The 17,396-nt window shown below is 51.9% G+C and carries 17 protein-coding genes; 11 read left to right on the top strand and 6 right to left on the bottom strand.

All coding sequences use genetic code 11. The features are described from left to right. Nucleotides 1–441: 441 nt before the first annotated feature. From VEI96_00915 to VEI96_00905, 3 genes are all read right to left on the bottom strand, one after another. Nucleotides 442–1,611, bottom strand: coding sequence for a hypothetical protein (locus VEI96_00915; GenBank protein HXX56543.1), 1,170 nt, complete (start codon nt 1,609–1,611; stop codon nt 442–444). A gap of 53 nt (nt 1,612–1,664) precedes the next feature. Further along, a complete protein-coding gene (locus tag VEI96_00910; GenBank protein HXX56542.1) occupies nt 1,665–2,888 on the bottom strand; it encodes a glucose-1-phosphate adenylyltransferase in 1,224 nt (407 codons plus the stop codon). A gap of 61 nt (nt 2,889–2,949) precedes the next feature. Next, nucleotides 2,950–3,837, bottom strand: a complete 888-nt coding sequence (locus tag VEI96_00905) for a phosphoribosylaminoimidazolesuccinocarboxamide synthase (GenBank protein HXX56541.1) — start codon at nt 3,835–3,837, stop codon at nt 2,950–2,952. Between the two features lie 105 nt (nt 3,838–3,942). Between VEI96_00905 and def the strand changes: the two genes are divergently transcribed. The 9 genes from def to VEI96_00860 all read left to right on the top strand — a co-directional run bounded on the left by def (nt 3,943) and on the right by VEI96_00860 (nt 11,634). Further along, the gene (gene def / locus VEI96_00900) at nt 3,943–4,452 is read left to right on the top strand and encodes a peptide deformylase (protein HXX56540.1); all 510 of its coding nucleotides are present in this window, start codon (nt 3,943–3,945) and stop codon (nt 4,450–4,452) included. A gap of 59 nt (nt 4,453–4,511) precedes the next feature. Continuing rightward, nucleotides 4,512–5,432, top strand: a complete 921-nt coding sequence (gene fmt, locus VEI96_00895) for a methionyl-tRNA formyltransferase (GenBank protein HXX56539.1) — start codon at nt 4,512–4,514, stop codon at nt 5,430–5,432. Then, complete coding sequence (locus tag VEI96_00890; protein HXX56538.1) at nt 5,429–5,950, top strand: DUF116 domain-containing protein; 522 nt, start codon at nt 5,429–5,431, stop codon at nt 5,948–5,950. Before fmt ends, VEI96_00890 begins: the two co-directional genes overlap by 4 nt. A 73-nt stretch (nt 5,951–6,023) precedes the next feature. Then, nucleotides 6,024–7,370 (top strand): 16S rRNA (cytosine(967)-C(5))-methyltransferase RsmB, encoded by a 1,347-nt coding sequence (rsmB, locus tag VEI96_00885; protein HXX56537.1) that lies wholly within the window; start codon nt 6,024–6,026, stop codon nt 7,368–7,370. Between the two features lie 11 nt (nt 7,371–7,381). Continuing rightward, complete coding sequence (locus VEI96_00880; GenBank protein ID HXX56536.1) at nt 7,382–8,068, top strand: PASTA domain-containing protein; 687 nt, start codon at nt 7,382–7,384, stop codon at nt 8,066–8,068. Then, nucleotides 8,061–8,720: a ribulose-phosphate 3-epimerase gene (rpe, locus tag VEI96_00875; protein ID HXX56535.1), complete on the top strand. Its 660-nt coding sequence runs from the start codon at nt 8,061–8,063 to the stop codon at nt 8,718–8,720. Before VEI96_00880 ends, rpe begins: the two co-directional genes overlap by 8 nt. Continuing rightward, nucleotides 8,710–9,795 (top strand): tetratricopeptide repeat protein, encoded by a 1,086-nt coding sequence (locus tag VEI96_00870; protein ID HXX56534.1) that lies wholly within the window; start codon nt 8,710–8,712, stop codon nt 9,793–9,795. Before rpe ends, VEI96_00870 begins: the two co-directional genes overlap by 11 nt. 11 nt (nt 9,796–9,806) lie before the next feature. Further along, entirely contained in the window at nt 9,807–10,343 is a 537-nt protein-coding gene (gene pgsA / locus VEI96_00865; protein HXX56533.1) for a CDP-diacylglycerol--glycerol-3-phosphate 3-phosphatidyltransferase, read from the top strand. Beyond that, nucleotides 10,336–11,634, top strand: a complete 1,299-nt coding sequence (locus tag VEI96_00860; protein HXX56532.1) for a DUF512 domain-containing protein — start codon at nt 10,336–10,338, stop codon at nt 11,632–11,634. The genes pgsA and VEI96_00860 overlap by 8 nt, the downstream gene beginning before the upstream one ends. Nucleotides 11,635–11,774: 140 nt before the next feature. Here VEI96_00860 and VEI96_00855 read toward each other — a convergent pair whose 3' ends face one another. Next, on the bottom strand, nt 11,775–12,962 hold the full coding sequence (locus tag VEI96_00855; GenBank protein HXX56531.1) for a hypothetical protein: 1,188 nt from the start codon (nt 12,960–12,962) through the stop codon (nt 11,775–11,777). A 122-nt stretch (nt 12,963–13,084) separates the two neighbouring features. Between VEI96_00855 and VEI96_00850 the strand changes: the two genes are divergently transcribed. Continuing rightward, nucleotides 13,085–13,912 carry a shikimate dehydrogenase gene (locus VEI96_00850; protein HXX56530.1) on the top strand — a complete coding sequence of 276 codons (828 nt, stop codon included), beginning with the start codon at nt 13,085–13,087 and terminating at the stop codon, nt 13,910–13,912. Nucleotides 13,913–13,939: 27 nt separating this feature from the next. Here the strand turns inward: VEI96_00850 and VEI96_00845 are convergent, their stop codons facing one another. After that, a complete protein-coding gene (locus VEI96_00845; protein ID HXX56529.1) occupies nt 13,940–14,257 on the bottom strand; it encodes a pyrimidine/purine nucleoside phosphorylase in 318 nt (105 codons plus the stop codon). Nucleotides 14,258–14,376: 119 nt separating this feature from the next. Between VEI96_00845 and VEI96_00840 the strand changes: the two genes are divergently transcribed. Continuing rightward, nucleotides 14,377–16,200: a M3 family oligoendopeptidase gene (locus VEI96_00840; protein HXX56528.1), complete on the top strand. Its 1,824-nt coding sequence runs from the start codon at nt 14,377–14,379 to the stop codon at nt 16,198–16,200. Nucleotides 16,201–16,253: 53 nt separating this feature from the next. On the opposite strand, the gene VEI96_00835 is transcribed toward VEI96_00840, so the two are convergent. Beyond that, entirely contained in the window at nt 16,254–17,285 is a 1,032-nt protein-coding gene (locus VEI96_00835) for a hypothetical protein (GenBank protein ID HXX56527.1), read from the bottom strand. Nucleotides 17,286–17,396 lie beyond the last annotated feature (111 nt).

Raw genomic sequence — 17,396 nt, 5'->3', positions numbered from 1 at the left:
CTGTTTGTCATGAATTGAGAATAAGTGGAAAGAGAAGGAGTAGCATATACGGCAATAAACATCACCAAAACCATTACCACTAACTCAAGAGGAACATCAATAGCGTACCAGCTTTTCTTGCCGCCCTTATCTCTTTTGTACCACCAAAAAGACACCGCGCCCTCCACAATTCTGGTAATACTCGTCACAATTATATCAGACCTCAGAGATGTTAACTTCAGGAAGAATGTTTTCTTGAATTATCGTTATGTTTTTGTGATAATGCGGGAAAGAAGTATCTGACTGTAGTAATCGAGTATTATTCCCTGATTTTTGTTTTTCATGATAATTGATATATTATGTAAAGTTTGTGAGGCAAGAATGCTGCTTCACTTTCTCCCTTTTACGACAGCAATGAGGAGCCAACCTCTATATACCATTTCTTCCTTCGTCCCTCATCTGTCATGCCATCGTCCCCAGCCACTGCCTCGCATCTGAAACACTCTTGAGCTTTAGAAGGAACTGCATTCGCATCATATCTCTTTTCAACAATCCGAGTTCCGGACCCCCTTTCACCCCTATCTGTCTCATGATCTCTTCGGTCCGCAGGAGTGGTCTCATATTCATGCATCTCAGGGATTCTCGGACATTCCACAGATTTCGAGAAAGGATGGCAAAATCGACGAGAGAATCGCCTTCTTTCACAAAGCCATCGAAGATTTCCTCCCTGCGCAGCCTTCCTTTATTCGGATAGTCTTCTCTCAATTTGTTAAAGGCTTCTATCTTGTCAAGAATGGTCCTACTTAAGCTTAGGCGCCACCGCCTTTTATCGGCCCCCGAAAGAAGGACTATCGCCCTGAGAACCCCCCCGTAGGAGAGTTCCTGGGAAACGTTCTCTCCAAATTTAAAGTTATACCTTTCAGGTATCTTCTTAAGAAATGCATTAACGAGAGAAAGCTCTTGAATACAATCTTGTAACCGCCTGTTATCAAGATAAAGTATTTCGCCTAAGAGTCCATCGGAAGAAGCGGCTTTCAAGCCTTTCATGGAGCATTTCGACTCTAAGAGCCTAAAAAGCTCTAAAGTAATCCTTTCATTGGCCGGTTCACGAATCAGTGACCTCATCTCTCCTATCAGCGCCCTCGTTTTCGAATCAATCGTCCAGCATAATTCTCCTGAAAAACGATAGGCCCTCAGAAGCCTGAGAGGATCATCAACGAAATTCTTTCTCGATATTCCTCTTATTAATCTCGATGAGATATCATGAGACCCCTTCAGTGGATCTACGATGCCTCTGTCGGGAGACCATGCTATCGCATTCATGGTGAAATCTCTTCTCTCCAGGTCCTCCTCAATTTCTCCCCTTAGTTCAGTGAAATCAATGCTTCGCCTGCCGATGATGACTCTTGCCATCCCTTTTCCTGCAAAATCAATATACTTACCTTTATATCCTAATGCTATACTTGAGGCTATTTCGCTGAAATTACCCCTAACAACGAAATCAATATCGGTTGACTCAGCACCTCTAATAATGTCTCTCACATACCCGCCGACAAGATATGACCCTGGGCAGGAATCGAATATCTCCGAGAGTACCCTATCGCGACGAATAATTCTTTTTGGATCTTTCATGTGCGGAACGTGATCTTGCAATTCTTTTCGGAAGGAGAGATGAATTGAAAAGCCTACTCACTCACTCTTATCGGACTTCCCCCTCTCGGCACGATAGCAATCCCTGACGGGTCTATGTGACTGCGGAAACGGTCCTTATTGGGGTCGAACCCTATTTCGTCATTTTCCTTGAGGACATTCAATTTATCCACGATGACCTTCCTGAGCCTGCAGCCCCGTGTCAGGACGCAATGATCGAGGATTATGCAATCCTCTACACTCACGCCCTCCTCAATGATAACGTTGCTCCTGATAATAGAATTGCGTATCCTCGCATCCTTTATGAAAGTTCCTTCGGCGATCATGCTGTTTTCGATCTCGCCATTCAGTATTTTCGCAGCAGGTGCTTCATATCCGAGTGAGTGAATCGGCCATAATTTGTTGTCGAGCTCGAAAAGCGGTGCACTCCCCAACATGTCCATATGGGCATCAAAAAATGCAGCTATCGTCCCCACATCACGCCAGTATCCTTTTTCCTCGTAGGTCCTGGCTCCCGGAATAATATTTGTCGCAAAGTCATAGGCAAAGACCTTCCCCGAATCGACGAGTCCGGGAATTACATGAGCCCCGAAATCATGTTCCTTTCTCCTCTGGGTCTTCGCCAGGGCGTCCAGAAGAATTTCCCTATTGAAGATGTAGTTGCCCATCGAGACATAGGCCCGATTGGGGTCACCAGGTAAAGGGGTGGGCTTCTTCGGCTTCTCTTCAAATCCGATGATACGTTTATGTTCGTCTGTAATGATGACCCCAAAGGCCGATGCCTGTGAAATCGGGACAGGTCGTGCCGCAACCGTCACAGAGGCTTCCTTTTCGAGATGAAAGTCGATCATCTGGCGAATGTCCATCCGATAAATATGATCGGCGCCGAAGACGATAACCATTTCAGGATTGTGCTGGCGAATGAGGTTCACATTCTGAAAGACGGCATCGGCAGTCCCCTGAAACCATTCGGGGCCCATACGCATTTGAGGCGGTACAACCGCAACAAAGTGATCCCTAATAACAGGAGAAAGAACCCACTTCTGTCTCACGTGCTCTATGAGGGACTGCGATTTATACTGGACGAGAAGGTATATCGAATAGATCTGCGAATTAATGAGGTTGCTCAGGACAAAATCCACTATCCGGTATCTCCCACCGAAAGGGACCGACGGCTTGGAACGAAACGCGGTAAGGGGGAAGAGCCGTTCGCCTTTCCCTCCTGCGAGAACAAATGCCAGGACCTGCGGTTGTGCCATATCTCTCCTCTTCCAAGTCTCTTACAGTATAAATCCCGATAGGCGTATAATCAAGCGGAGACTAACGGGTCAGTATTTCCATGATCTCCCGGTATCTCTCTGCCGTCCTCGTGATGATCTCGCCGGGCAGTGTCGGACCCGGCGGCCTCTGATCCCAATCGAGGGTTAGGAGGTAATCACGCACAATCTGTTTGTCGAAGCTGTCTTGACTCCTTCCCGGACGATAATCCCTGAGAGACCAGAACCGTGAGGAATCGGGAGTGAGGATTTCATCAATGAGTATTACCCTGTTGTCATAGATGCCGAACTCAAACTTTGTATCGGCAATGATGATCTCTCTCTTCTGAGCCGCCTCTCGCGCCTTTCGGTAAATGCTCAGACTCAGATCCCTGATCCGCTCCGCCATCCCATCCCCGACAATACGTTTCGTCTCATCAAAGGATATGTTGATATCGTGACCCTCTTCCGCCTTCGTCGATGGCGTGAAGATCGGTTCCTCAAGTCTCGATGACTCGACGAGGCCTTCCGGCAGACGCATACCGCAGACAGTGCCTTTCTCCCGGTATTCTTTCCATCCGCTCCCCGAGAGGTAGCCTCTCACAATGCATTCGACAGGGAGGGGTTTTGCTTTCTTCACGAGGATGCTTCGTCCTTCGAGGGTATGCCTGTATTTCCTGACCATCTTCGGAAATTCAGCCACATCCGTCGCAACCACATGGTTCTCAACCATCCGCTCCATCTGCCGGAACCAGAAAAGCGATATCTGTGTCAGCACCCTCCCCTTCCCCGGTATCCCGTCAGGAAGCACTACATCAAAGGCAGAGATCCTGTCGGTAGCCACGAGGAGGAGATTATCATCGAGGTCATAAATATCCCTGACCTTGCCGCGCTTCGGAACTCCGATGTCGGGCATCTCCGTCCGGAGTACTATCTCACTCTCAGTAGCCATAGAGCCCTCCACTTTCGTCCGCAATAGCGCGTGGCTCTCGTCGCTCCGCATAGGCCGAAGCCCCGATGAAGCGCCCGCCAATTTTGATTTGTGATATAATACTTTATGGCACTGCTCGAAATCAAAACATATCCTGAAAAGGTGCTCGCGAGGAAGGCTTCTCCGGTTGATAAGATCAACGGCACGCTACAACGCCTCTGCGACGACATGATAGAGACGATGTACGCTGCGCCGGGTGTCGGACTCGCCGCGCCGCAGGTCGGCGTCTCACAGAGGCTGATCGTTATCGACGTGAGTCACCGGGAAGATGAAACAATCCCGCTCATCGTACTGATCAATCCAGAGATAGCTCATACGGAAGGCGAAGTGGAAAGCGAAGAGGGATGCCTCAGCCTCCCCGGTTACGTCACGACGGTGAAACGGGCTGAATCGGTTGTTGTTCGGGGATTGAACAGAGAGGGCAACCTCATTGAGATCGAGGGCAAAGGGCTTCTTTCCAGGGCATTGCAGCATGAGATCGACCATCTCAACGGCAGACTGCTCATCGACAGGATAAGCAGCATAAAGCGGGAGTTCTTTAAAAAACGCTTCCAGAAGGCCCTCTCAAAGGCTTAACCGCACCACTTCTGGATACAGCGTTCCGGTCCCGATAACCAAGGAGGACAGAGGTTGCAGTGTCTATCGTATTCTTCGGCACTCCTGATTTTGCGGTTCCTTCACTTACCGTTTTAATCGACTCAGGGGAAGAGATCAGCCTTGTAGTCACGCAAACGGACAAGGTCAAGGGGCGGGGTCATCGACTCTCGACTCCTCCGGTAAAAGAAGCAGCCCTGAAGGCCGGTTTACGGGTACTCCAGCCTTCTCAGCTGAAAGATACCGAGATCTCCGAAGAGATATTATCTTTGCAGCCTGACTTCATCGTTGTGATCGCCTACGGAAAACTCCTCCCCAAGTCACTGCTCGAGATACCCAGGTATGGTTGCGTAAATGTTCACGCGTCTCTCCTGCCGAAGTATCGCGGAGCCGCCCCTGTCGCGTGGGCGATCATGAAAGGAGAAGAAAAAACAGGGATCACCACGATGCTCATGAATGAAGGTCTCGACACCGGCCCTATCCTTCTCCAAGAAGAGCTGGACATCGATGCTGAGGATACAACGGGGAGTCTCAGCCGGAAACTGTCCGAAATAGGAGCGTCGCTCCTGCGGGAAACTATCGAGGGACTGAGAAACGGCTCTCTCTCGCCGCGTCCTCAGTCCGGCGAAGCAGGCTATGCACCGACATTAAGAAAGGAAGATGGTCTCATAGACTGGTCCAAGAGTGCGGCGGAGATTTCGGACTTCATCCGCGGCATGAACCCGTGGCCCGGGGCTTATTGCCACATCGGCGATGAAACGCTCAAGATTCTGAAGGCACGCCCAATGCACGGGACGGGCCTCCCGGGAGTAATCGAGAAGCTGGGCAAAAACGAGCTCATCATCGGTACCGGCAGCGGTCTGCTCTCCGTGATAGAACTCCTGCCATCGGGAAAAAAACCGATGCCAACATCGGCATTCCTTCAGGGGAGAAGACTTGCACAGGGGATCGCCCTCCGATGATCCACAGGTTGATGAGAGGGGTGACCCTGAAGATACTCCATCCGGTGCTCATGCTCGTCGGCGCCTTTTCGAAGAAGAACAAGGAGGGCCTCCAGGGGTTTATCATCGATCTCAATAACAGACTCGTGAGGATGGAGAAACCAAGGGCTAAGAGAATCCTCCTCCTGCTTCCCCACTGTCTCCAGATCAATGAATGTGATATCCGTATTACCCATGATATTTACAAATGTAAACGGTGTGGAAAATGCGAGATCAAGGACCTCATTCAGATTGCGGATGACAACAACCTTTCCCTCTTTGTTGCTACCGGGGGGAACCTCGCGAGGAAGATCGTCATGGATGTCCGGCCGGAAGCGATCGTAGCGGTTGCATGTGAGAGAGACCTGAGCAGCGGCATCGCTGACTCCTACCCCCTGCCGATACTCGGCATTACGAATGAACGGCCGTTCGGTCCGTGCTTCAACACGCAGGTGAGTCTCGAAAGAGTTAAAGAGGCGATAGCATTCTTCACAGGATAAGCGTGCATCCAAGGATGAACTCTATGGCGCGAGTTTCGACGCTTCGCTTCCCGACTTCCCTTCGCCGGCTTCCATGACCTCCCGCTCCAGGACACGGGAACTGGCGCTGGCGGCCTTGGAGGAAATAGGAAAGAAAGGCAGGAAACCGAAGGGTGTGCTTGAGCTCCTCTCAGGGTCGGTTGACGTCAGGGAGAGGGCCTTCCTCATGGAGCTCGTTTACGGGGTCTTACGATACCGGTACACTCTGGACTGGGTACTGAAAGAGTTTCTGAAGAAACCATCCGGCCTCTCCGGCAGAACGATGAATAACCTGAGGCTTGCCGTATATCAGATACTTCATATGCGGGTACCGGAGCGGGCCGCGGTTCATGAAGCAGTGGATATCGAAAAAGAGAGGGGAAGACCCGCGCTCGTAAACGGCGTTTTGCGGAACCTGCTCCGGAATCTTGGCACTGTGAGATCGAGACTCGGAAGGCTGAAGGAAGCAAACGGGGCGCACCATATCGCTCTTTCGACCTCACATCCCGAGTGGCTCATTAGGAGGTGGCTTGAGCGCCTCGGCGAAGCCGAGACTCGAGAACTAGCAGAGGCGAATAACCTGATACCTCCCCTGACGCTAAGGGTGAATACCCTGATCGCGACAGTGGACGAGATACTCCGAATCTTTGCGGATGCCGGAATTGAGGCTGAACTAACGGCATTTTCCCCCGACGGATTGAAACTGAGAGAATTTCGTACATTCAGCGGACTGCCTTCAAGGGACGCGCTCGTTGTTCAGGATGAGGCATCGCAGCTCATTACTATTCTCCTCGACCCGCAACCCGGGGAAAGGATCCTCGATGCCTGTGCCGCTCCGGGCGGGAAGACGACGCACATTGCCCAGTTCATGAAAGACAGCGGGGAGATAACTGCCGTAGAATCCGAGGAGAGGAGAATACCGCAGCTGCAGGAAAACATTTCCCGTCTCGGTCTGCAGTCGATCAGGACCATCCATGGGGATATCGTGGAACTGGCCGATAATGCGTACGCTCTCGGAGGCTCCGAACAGAGATGGTTTGATAGAATCCTCCTTGATGCCCCGTGTTCGTCATTGGGTGTCATACGGAGGAATCCCGATATCAAATACCGCCACACGGGAAAAGACCTCCGGAGAATGCAGGAGATACAGCTGACGCTGCTTCGTTCGGCATCGGGATTGTTAAGACCGGGAGGCACCATGGTATACTCAGTCTGTTCCACGGAGCCGGAAGAAGGCGAGGATGTCATAAAAGCATTCTTGAAGGTTTCCGAGGAATTCTATATCATAGACAGACCCATATCCCTTCTGAGAGGATTTATGAAACAGGGATTCTTCAGGACATATCCGCACAGGTTCGATATGGACGGGTTCTTCGGGGTGAGGCTGTGCAGGAAAGCTTAAAGAAGTTACTCATGATACCGGTTTATATCTTCGGGTTCGTGCTCATGGGCCTCCTGTCCGGCTATCTCACTTTCAAGATCATGAGTTTCAGCAAGACCGTTGATGTCCCTGACCTGAAAGGAAAGACCCTGGTCGAAGCGAACGATCTCCTAAAGAGGAACGGCCTCTACCTGAAGGTCGAGGGAGAAGAATATGACCCCGTCGTTGCGTCGGGACGGATCGTCAGGCAAGAGATCCCCGCCGGCAACAAGGTAAAAGAGCAACGGGGCGTTTCCGTCTTTCTCAGCAGGGGACCAAAGGTCTTGTCTGTCCCCGGCCTTGTCGGGCAAAGCCTCCATGATGCAGAATCGGTGATCGCGAAAAGCGGTCTGAAAGTCGAAAAGGTAATTCATGTCCACTCGCGCACTGCGGAAAAGGACACGGTCATATCCCAGCGTCCGAATCCGGAAGAGGCTATGAAGGACTCCTTCTCTCTTGTGGTGAGCATGGGGCCTTATGATATAATCTATTACTGCCCTGATTTTTCTGGAAGAAGCAGAGACGATGCAGCAGATCTTGCTGAGAAGCTCGGTCTCAAAATCGAATTTGCAGGCGAGGGGGAAAGAGTCAGGAGTCAGAAACCAAAGCCCAATGCCCAGATAAAATCAGGAGAGACCATACGCCTGAAACTGGAAGGAGAACCGCTCATTCATGGTTAAGATCGCGCCTTCTCTGCTCTCATCCGATTTCATGAGGCTCGGTGAGGAGATCCGCGCAGTGGAGCTGGCGGGTGTTGACATGCTCCATGTCGACATCATGGACGGTCACTTTGTTCCTAATCTGACGATAGGCCCCTTTATCGTCGAGGCGATACGGAAGACAACAAAACTGCCCCTCGATGTCCATCTCATGATAGAAGAGCCTGACCGATACATAGGGGACTTCATGAGCGCAGGAGCCGATTTCCTGACGGTCCACCTTGAAGCCGCGGTGCATCTGCACAGGACCGTCACGAGGATGAAGGAAGGCGGGGTGAAGGCGGGGGTTTCCCTGAATCCTGCGACGCCGGTACGGAGTCTCGAGAGCATCCTCTCCGATCTTGATTTCGTACTCATCATGTCCGTCGATCCCGGTTTCGGCGGACAGAGCTTCATACCCCAGTCGATCGAGAAGATCAAAATGCTGAAAGGAATGATCGATGAACGGGGGCTGCCCGTCTTCATCGAGGTCGACGGCGGGATTAAGTACGAGAACGCGAGGGAAGTCGCAGACGCAGGCGCTGAGATACTCGTCATGGGTTCCGCTTTTTTCCATTCTCCTGATTATCGTGAACTCACGGCAAAGTTGAGAGAAAGACTCGATGGGAACTGATCTCTTCCAGAGAGGAGAACGCCTGCGCGAGAAATCCAGATACCGGGAGGCATTGTCGGCTTACCGGAGCGCCTTGAAGAGATACGCGCAGGGGAAACAGAAGGGGGAGATGCTCTGCTGTCTTCTCGCCCTCGGTGACACATACAGGATGGTCGGCGATTTTCAGAGCGCAATAGATGTTTATACGGAAGCCGTGGCGTTGAGCGGTCAGACGAGAAAGAGGCTCATGCGTGCTGATGCGATGGTCGGACAGGGATTGGCAACGAGGGCTCTCGGTAACTGGAAGGACGCACTGAGGCTTTTCTCAGGGGCTAAGACCATCTATGCAGAGAAGCATGACAGGGACGGTCTCGCCTTTGCGCTCTGGGCTGAGGGGGGTGCCTTCAGAGTCAGGGGAGATGCGAAGAATGCCGTGCGTGCGTTTTCCCGGGCAAACAGACTCTTCGAAGCGTTACCCGATAACGGACAACGGAATGCGGTCGGCTACTGTCTCTGCGGTCTCGGAGGCATATCGAGGGTATCGGGTCTTTTCGACGATTCCCTGAACTACTACAGAGAAGCAAACCGCGTCCTGTCATCACAGAAGGACCGCTTCGGCGTAGCCTATTCCCACTGCGGCATCGGGAATGCCCTGAGGATGAAAGGGGATCATGCCGCCGCAATGAAGCACCTGAGGAAGGCGGAAGCCATTTATGGATCAATCGGAGATGTCGTCAGCTATTCCTATACGCTCTGGAGCATGGGAATGACCTCGATCATGAGGGGAAGGCTGAAAAAGGCCGCGGAGTATTTTAAGAAGGCAACGATGCTTTTCAGAAAGACGGGAGACGCACGGGGGATCATCTATTGCTGTCTCGGACTCGGAGAGGTTCTCTTCCTCGAGGGCAACGTCAGTGCTGCCCGAAGAATGATCGTTCGGGCCCTCGATGACGCCGACAAGAAGAAATTCATGATCGAGTCCTGTCATGCTGCAGCACTCCTGAATTACATCGATTCGGGAAAAACCGACAACTCCTGTTACAGAAGGATCGGTCTGAGGCTGAGATTCAGCTCCTTCCCCTATAATATCCCTTAACGGAGTAGTCAGTGGGTACCCTGAATCTGCCGAATACGCTGACTGTCACGAGAATAGTCCTCATTCCCGTATTCGTCACTGCCGTCATCTACAGGCGGTATGATTATGCGTTATACCTCTTCTTCATCGCTGCCCTCACCGACGCATTCGACGGTCTCATCGCGCGCCTGAAAAATCAGAAGACGGCCTTCGGAACGTTTCTTGACCCCCTCGCGGACAAATTCCTCCTCGTCACTTCCTTCGTGCTTTTTTCCATTTACAGCCTCATACCGACATGGTTTACCATCACGATCATAAGTCGTGACATCATCGTCATAACCGGCTGGATGCTCCTTCACCTCGCCACCCACACATCGAAGGTCGAGCCGAGCGGTACCGGCAAAGCTGCCATCGCTCTCCAACTCATGCTGATCTGCTTCATACTCCTCAGATTGAACTTTCCCTCTCTTCCCGGCATCCAGAGATATCTCATATGGGTCACCGCATTTTTCACGATCATCTCCGGGCTTCACTATGTCTACAGGGGACTGAAGCAGGCGAATGCATAAAGAGCAGGGCATCGAGATTATCGCCGTTTCTCCCGGCAGTGCAGCGCATGCGGCAGGGATGGCGCCCGGCGACGTGATCGTCTCCGTCAATGGCCACAGGGCCAACGACATCATCGATTTTCTCTTCTACCGGAACGAATATCCTCTCCATATCGTCGTATCGAGAAAGGGTGCTAGACTTTCCTACGATCTCCGTCCAAAGGAGGGTCAGGATATCGGCATAGAACCGAAACATTTCAAGGTCAAGACCTGCACGAATAAGTGCCTCTTCTGCTTCGTCAGCCAGCTGCCCAAGGGGCTCAGGAAGAGCCTCTCGGTGAAGGACGAGGATTATCGGATGTCGTTCCTTTACGGCAACTATATCACCCTAACGAATCTCACACCCGCTGAAAGAAAAAGGATTGTGGAGCAGCGATTGAGTCCGCTCTATTTTTCGATCCATTCCACGGATAGGGAGGTACGCAACGCCCTTCTCGGCAATCCGAAGGCTCCCGACGTTCTGAAGGAAATTCTCTTCTTCAAAGAACATAAGATAAGGATGCATTGCCAGATTGTTCTCTGTCCCGGCTTCAATGACGGAAGAGACCTTCAACAGACGATCAGAGACCTCTATAAGTTTTATCCCTATGTCTCGTCCATTGCCGTGGTGCCTGTCGGTCTTACGGCCCACAGAAAATCAGGCTCCAAAATAAGGCCTGTGGAGAAGGAAGATGCGGTGAAGGCTATCGAAATTCTCGATTCCTTCCAGAAGAGGTTCAGGAAGAAACACGGAGACACGATCGTCTACGCCGCAGACGAACTCTATATCAAGGCAGGCACGGGATTCCCCCCGCTCCATGAATACGGTGAATTGCCCCAGATAGAGAACGGGGTCGGCATGGTGCCCCGTTTCCTTCACCAGGCAAAGAGGATCAAGATGCCGAGCGGGACAGTCAAAAAGAGATTCGTCACCTTTACCGGCACTTCTTTTTATCCTTATCTCTCCAAGTTTGTAGACAAACTTAAAAAGAGCAACATCGAAATAGATCTTATCGGGGTCGAGAATTCCTTTTTCGGGCCGAGTGTCACGGTCACGGGACTTCTCACCGGCAGGGATGTTGTGAGGTCTCTCTCCGAAGCGGTGAGAAAAGACGACATCCTCCTTATCCCTGACGTTGTCATGAAAGAGGGAGACAAGGTCTTCCTTGATGACGTGTCGAACAGGGATGTTGAAGACGTGCTTGGGATAGAGACGCTGATCATCGACTCATCGCCGAAGGGGTTAATCGAGGCGGTTTCGAGTTTTTCGTAATCGGCTCAACTGAGGCAGATTCCCGCTTTTGCGCTCAGATCGAAAGCGTCCGTGCGTAATTACAGCTCTGATGAAAAGAAAGGGTGGAAAGAATCTCTTCTTTCCACCCTTTCCTCTATGTGCACCGTTCTAGATGTGGACTAAAATGCGCAATTTGCGTAAAGGGCCTCTGTGTCAGGATAGGGCGTAGTCGCCGGACTGCCGGAGAGATTACTCGTCACAAGGACTGAACCGTCGACCTGAAGGATCGTCTGCACGGTATCGGTGATCTCAGGCATAACGACATTCACGGTACCTGTCGTAGTACCGTCAACGCCGATAATCACGACAGAGGAGGGATCATAGGCGTACCACTTTCCGAAGCACTGCTTAAAACCGGTGCCCGATATGTTAAACAGGGTCAGTTCACCGCCGTTCTCGATAGATTCGATGCTCAGATTCTGAACGTTTGAGTACACGGGAACTGTAAGGGTCGGGAAGTTAACGGAGCCAAAAAATGTGGAGCTTAAGATGTATTCAAGCCCCTGAAAACCCGGAGTGATGATCGTCGCTGAATCAACGAAGGTGATCTGCGACGTGTAGTCGGAAAACGTTCCTACACAGTCCATCGCAGGGGATGCAACAATAACGGATGTCGGCCCAACAAGGGGGAGAGGCGCGTTTTCAGAAACAACCATACTTCCGGTACAGAACGCCCAGGGAACCACGGAGCAGCCGGTCACACTCACGACACTGCTATTCGAGACCGGATCATAGGTCGCCGTACCGGTTCCTCCATAATTGCAGGAAATGGGCTGGGTATTCTGAAAAAGGAACGATTCGCGAGCCAACCCTGCGATTGCGTTGAAGGTCATCGCACTATAAATGTTCCATGCCGACGATGCGGCTCCCTTTTGAGCATCCTGCATGGTCAGGGGCGCAATGGCGTTCGTGAAAGGAAGGTCTACCGTTCCGGTATCCGTCGCGAGATCAACGGTCAGATACGTACTATAGAGCGAACCGCTGTACAATACGGAAGGGACCTGAAGTCCAGCGGTGCTAAAGCGCAGCGAAACGGTTGCTTCATCGGTAATGTTCGGGCAGACAGGCGGAGCCGGGAGAGTACTCAAGGAAGCGAGGGCCAAACCGATGACCGGCCCCGGCTGGATCGAAAGGTTTCCCACAAAGAAATAAGAAGGGGAAGGGTCCCCATACAAATCAAGCGCGCCGATGGCCTGGTTCGATGTGGTATCCGCGAGCCATGTGCAATTTGAGGCCTCCACATTTTGCGCAACCGCAGCAATGATTAATACCAGCGAGAGACAGAACGCCATATATTGTCTTTTCATTGGTAGTCTCCTTATCGAGAAATATTTTTTGTCTGTTTATTTTAACACAAAGGAGACAGATTAACACAAAGGAGACAGAAAACTCCCACCATGGTAATATAGAAAGCCATGGAGGTTTCTCGGTGAAGATAGCAGGCACGACGAAGGTCACGGGCCTCTTCGGGTATCCGGTGGAGCATAGCCTCTCTCCTGCAATGCATAATGCTGCCTTCGATTACCTTGGCCTCGACTACTGCTATGTGACATTCCCCGTGCATCCGACGCTGCTCGGAGATGCGGTAAACGCGATAAAGGCCCTCGACTTGAAGGGAGTCAACGTCACGGTCCCGCACAAAGAACAGGTGATTCCTCTCCTCGACGACATAGATGAAGAAGCGTCTTTCATCGGTGCGGTCAACACGATAAAGAACTCTGAGGGAAGGCTTAAGGGCTATAACACCGATGGCAGGGGGTTCATGGAGTCCTTAGCCGAAGCGGGCATAGCGGTTCAAGACAAGAGGGTAGTCATAATCGGTGCCGGCGGGGCGTGCAGGGCGATCAGTTATTACCTCAGTCAGGAGGCTTCAAATCTCCGGATATTCGATATTGACGGAGATAAGGCGGGTAAACTCGTGAACGACCTCAGCACCATCCGCACGAATGTCGGAAGGGTGCACGGGGTAGACAGCCTTGGGGATGTCGACATACTCATTAATGCAACTCCTCTTGGATTGAAGGACGGAGACCCAATGCCTGTGAATTTCTCCTTACTGGGCCAGGCGGTGACCGTCTGTGACCTCATATACAAGAAGACCCCCCTTCTCGATGCTGCCTCGAAGAAAGGCTGCAAAACCCTCGACGGCCTCGGCATGCTCCTCCATCAGGGCGTCATCGCATTCGAGATATGGACAGGGATAAAACCTCCCGTCGATATCATGCGGAACGCGATCGCGGGCTTCAAGAGGTCATGACCCTGCCGGAAATGTCAAACAGCAGGATTACGCCTTGAGAAACGAACAGCAGTAATCGGTGAGTTCTTTTACCCTGAGTTGAAATTTTGCGTTTCCGGCAACCTCAAATGTCCCCCCTCCCCTCACCGCCTTCCACAAGCTTTCACCGGGAAGGAGTACCTCCAGTTCGCCCGAAAGTATCTCCATGAGTTCGGGCTCTCCGGTGTTGAATTCATATTCGCCGGGCAGCATGATCCCCAGGGTCTTCTTGGAGCCATCGGCAAAGAGAACAGTCCTGCTCGTCACGCTGCCGCCAAAATAGACATTCGCCTCTCTCACGACTGTCACGTCTCTGAATTCCGACATACTGACACCCCCTTCGTCTCGGTTCACTTGTCCGGCCCTATAGTACCAAATCAGGATGAAAAAGGTATAATAAATCGCTCCCGAGCGAGCATGATAAGCCCCATGAGAGGAGAATGACCATGACAAAACGGCTCCAAGGCTCGGAGAAGAATCACAGCACTTCATGGAATCTCGCGAGCCTTTTTTCAGGCGATGACGATACCGGGATGGAGGAGAGCCGGAAAGTTGTAGAGAAGAAGAGTTATGCGTTCATCAACAAGTGGAAGGACCGGACGGATTATCTCGAAGACCCGTTGATTCTCCTCAGGGCTCTGGACGAATATGAGACGTGGAACAGGTACTATGGAACCGATGGGGCTGAGGGGTACTACTTTATGCTCAGGACACAGCAGAATCAAAACGACCCCACGCTCAAGGCGAAGCTCAATAAGATCGAAGAGTTCGGCCGAAAGATCCAGAACGATATACAGTTCTTTTATCTCCGCATCGGCAAGATCCCGTTGAAGAGACAGAAAGGATTCCTCGAAAACAGGCGGTTACAGAAATACCGGCATTTCCTCGAACGCATTTTTGCGGAAGCGAGGTATCTGCTCTCGGAGCCGGAAGAACGGATACTGAACCTCAAGGCATCGCCCGCCTATTCCAGCTGGGTAAAGATGACCGCAGGCTTTCTCGCAAAGGAAGAGAGAGAGGTCATCGCCGAAAATGGCAGGAAAGTCATCAGCAACCTCTCGGAAATCTCGAGTCTCATGAACAGTAGGCAGAGGAAGGTGAGAGACGCTGCCGCAAGGGCGTTCAATAATATCCTTTCCAATCATGTTGAAGTCGCCGAAACTGAGTTGAATTCCATCCTCGCCAATAAGAAGATCGACGACGAACTCAGGGGAATGGAGCGGCCGGACCTCAGCAGGCACGTTAGCGACGATATCGACAGCGCAATCGTAGACACGCTCATCGCTGCCGTTTCGGCAAGGTTTTCTATCCCGAGGCGATATTACCGTCTGAAGGCAAAACTCCATGGGGTTCGGAAGCTGAAGTACCATGAAAGGAATGTGGAGTATGGCACAATCGCAAAAAAATATTCCTACGGCAGGACGGTCACGCTTGTTGAGAGGGTTTTTGACAACCTCGACCGGAAGTTCGGAGACATCCTCAGGAAGTTTCTCGATGACAGGCGAATCGACGTCTTTCCCCGGACAGGTAAGGCAAGCGGGGCCTTCTGTGCCCACCACCTTCTCTCCCATCCCACCTACATCCTCCTCAATCATACCGGGAAGCTCTACGACGTTTTGACGTTCGCCCACGAGCTCGGCCACGGAATAAACAATGAACTCATGAGGGAGCGGCAGAACGCCCTGAATTTTGGCGCCCCCCTTTCAACGGCTGAAGTCGCGAGTACCTTTATGGAGGATTTTGTTCTTCAGGAGCTGCTCGGTCAAGCTGACGACGAGTTGCGCATCGCCATCCTGATGAACAAGCTCAATGACGATGTCTCGACCATCTTCAGACAGGCGGCCTGTTACCGCTTCGAACAGGAACTCCACAAGGCCTTCAGACAAAGGGGTTACCTGGCGAAAGAGGAGATCGGAACATTATTTCAGAACAATATGGCCGCATACATGGGAACGTCCGTTGAACAGTCTCCGGGCTCGGAGAACTGGTGGGTATACTGGGGACACATCCGGCACTTTTTTTACGTCTATTCCTATGCGAGCGGCCTTCTCATCTCGAAATCCCTACAGAACTCTGTTAAGGAGAATCCGCGGTTCGTAGTGAAGGTCAAGGATTTCCTTTCGGCAGGGATGTCCGATTCTCCACAGAACATTTTCAAGAACCTCGGGGTCGACATAACAGACAGACTGTTCTGGGATAAGGGGCTCGACGAGATAGAATCGCTCCTGCGGGAGACGGAGCGTTTGGCAGAGAAAATGGGAAAGATTTAGCTAGTCGTTGGGGAATCAGGCGGCGGGAGATGACAATCTCCTGATGAATGTCTCTAAAGCCTCATGCCAGGCCAGTTCTCGATCGGATCGGTGGAGCTCACCACATGCATTCCGGCATCGGCAAATCTCCGAAACGCGGCGTCGGCACCGTCGGTGTAATCCATGACACCGGGGACGACGACCGGAGACGTGCAGTCTTCAAGGAGGTATATCTTTTCGACCAGCCGCCTGTCACGAATAAGAACGTCTTCCAGGAGGTCGTCAATGGTCCAGGCGACGCAGTGGCTCTTTGCCTGTCCGGCGATTAAGACAGCATCAAATTCGAGCAGTTTTCTGAAGAACTTGTCGCTTTTCCTGCCGATCGGTTCTCCCGCGGGACCCTCGAGGACTTCAGGGCCGAAAACAGAATAATGCTCGGTGAAAGGCCTGTCGCCCTTGACGTGAAAATCGGGCTGACTATATCGAGCCACGCAATGGAAGAAGATGGCCTCCTCGACTGATGCAACAAGGGCATGACCGATACCGCCCAGCATGCCGTGATAAGGCCATATCGTGAGGTCGTATTTACCCCCCTCTTTCAGTCTCTTGGCATAGTGGAGGAGATGCCGCTGCCCGAAGTCCGCGCTGATTCCGAGACTCCGGCAGAGCGCCGGGTTAAACTTCCAAACACCCCTCAGAACGTCTTCCTCGGAAATCAGGGTGAACGGCTTCGGATGCTCTCCTCTATCATTGATAAGATAGAGAGAATGAAAAATCTGCATCACGAGGTGCGTGTCCATCGTCGGACAGACCTGGCTGATCACACCGAGATTTCGATAAATAAACTCAGAGAGTCGCCGACTGTCGTCAACCGCAGCGGTACCCGAACGTCCGGCTACGTATAATTGGAATCCCGGAATGCAGAAAGTGTTCTGCACGTCAACCGCTATGAGGCAAATTTTCCATTCGTCATCGGAGACCGGTCGTATCGCGAACTGCTCTGCCCACTTCCCCGCTTCATGCGCCCTTTCCTGATAAGGGACTGTCCAGACATCACCCGCCCTGGACGGGTCGTAGTGCGGCGGAAGAGGAAGAGTATTACGCACCAGATCACCCCCCCGATTTAGCGGTCTCTTTTCCCGCTCCGTATTTTTCCCTGAGGGCAGCCTCGACGGCCCCCGTCACGAGACCGCGTACGGAACCCCCAAAGGAAGCAA

The sequence above is a fragment of the Thermodesulfovibrionales bacterium genome (assembly GCA_035622735.1).
Taxonomy (GTDB): Bacteria; Nitrospirota; Thermodesulfovibrionia; order Thermodesulfovibrionales; family UBA9159; genus DASPUT01.
Note: the sequence above shows the minus strand (reverse complement) of the source record. Positions and strands in the feature narration are given on the sequence as shown.

Excerpts from the sequence above, each read along its gene's own strand:
- VEI96_00860 (HXX56532.1), top strand. The coding sequence starts at position 10,336 with ATGCATAAAGAGCAGGGCATCGAGATTATCGCCGTTTCTCCCGGCAGT.
- rpe (HXX56535.1), top strand. The coding sequence starts at position 8,061 with ATGGTTAAGATCGCGCCTTCTCTGCTCTCATCCGATTTCATGAGGCTC.
- VEI96_00840 (HXX56528.1), top strand. The coding sequence starts at position 14,377 with ATGACAAAACGGCTCCAAGGCTCGGAGAAGAATCACAGCACTTCATGG.
- VEI96_00855 (HXX56531.1), bottom strand. The coding sequence starts at position 12,962 with ATGAAAAGACAATATATGGCGTTCTGTCTCTCGCTGGTATTAATCATT.
- rsmB (HXX56537.1), top strand. The coding sequence starts at position 6,024 with ATGACCTCCCGCTCCAGGACACGGGAACTGGCGCTGGCGGCCTTGGAG.
- VEI96_00890 (HXX56538.1), top strand. The coding sequence starts at position 5,429 with ATGATCCACAGGTTGATGAGAGGGGTGACCCTGAAGATACTCCATCCG.
- VEI96_00910 (HXX56542.1), bottom strand. The coding sequence starts at position 2,888 with ATGGCACAACCGCAGGTCCTGGCATTTGTTCTCGCAGGAGGGAAAGGC.
- VEI96_00880 (HXX56536.1), top strand. The coding sequence starts at position 7,382 with ATGATACCGGTTTATATCTTCGGGTTCGTGCTCATGGGCCTCCTGTCC.
- VEI96_00870 (HXX56534.1), top strand. The coding sequence starts at position 8,710 with ATGGGAACTGATCTCTTCCAGAGAGGAGAACGCCTGCGCGAGAAATCC.
- VEI96_00845 (HXX56529.1), bottom strand. The coding sequence starts at position 14,257 with ATGTCGGAATTCAGAGACGTGACAGTCGTGAGAGAGGCGAATGTCTAT.
- def (HXX56540.1), top strand. The coding sequence starts at position 3,943 with ATGGCACTGCTCGAAATCAAAACATATCCTGAAAAGGTGCTCGCGAGG.
- VEI96_00915 (HXX56543.1), bottom strand. The coding sequence starts at position 1,611 with ATGAAAGATCCAAAAAGAATTATTCGTCGCGATAGGGTACTCTCGGAG.
- VEI96_00905 (HXX56541.1), bottom strand. The coding sequence starts at position 3,837 with ATGGCTACTGAGAGTGAGATAGTACTCCGGACGGAGATGCCCGACATC.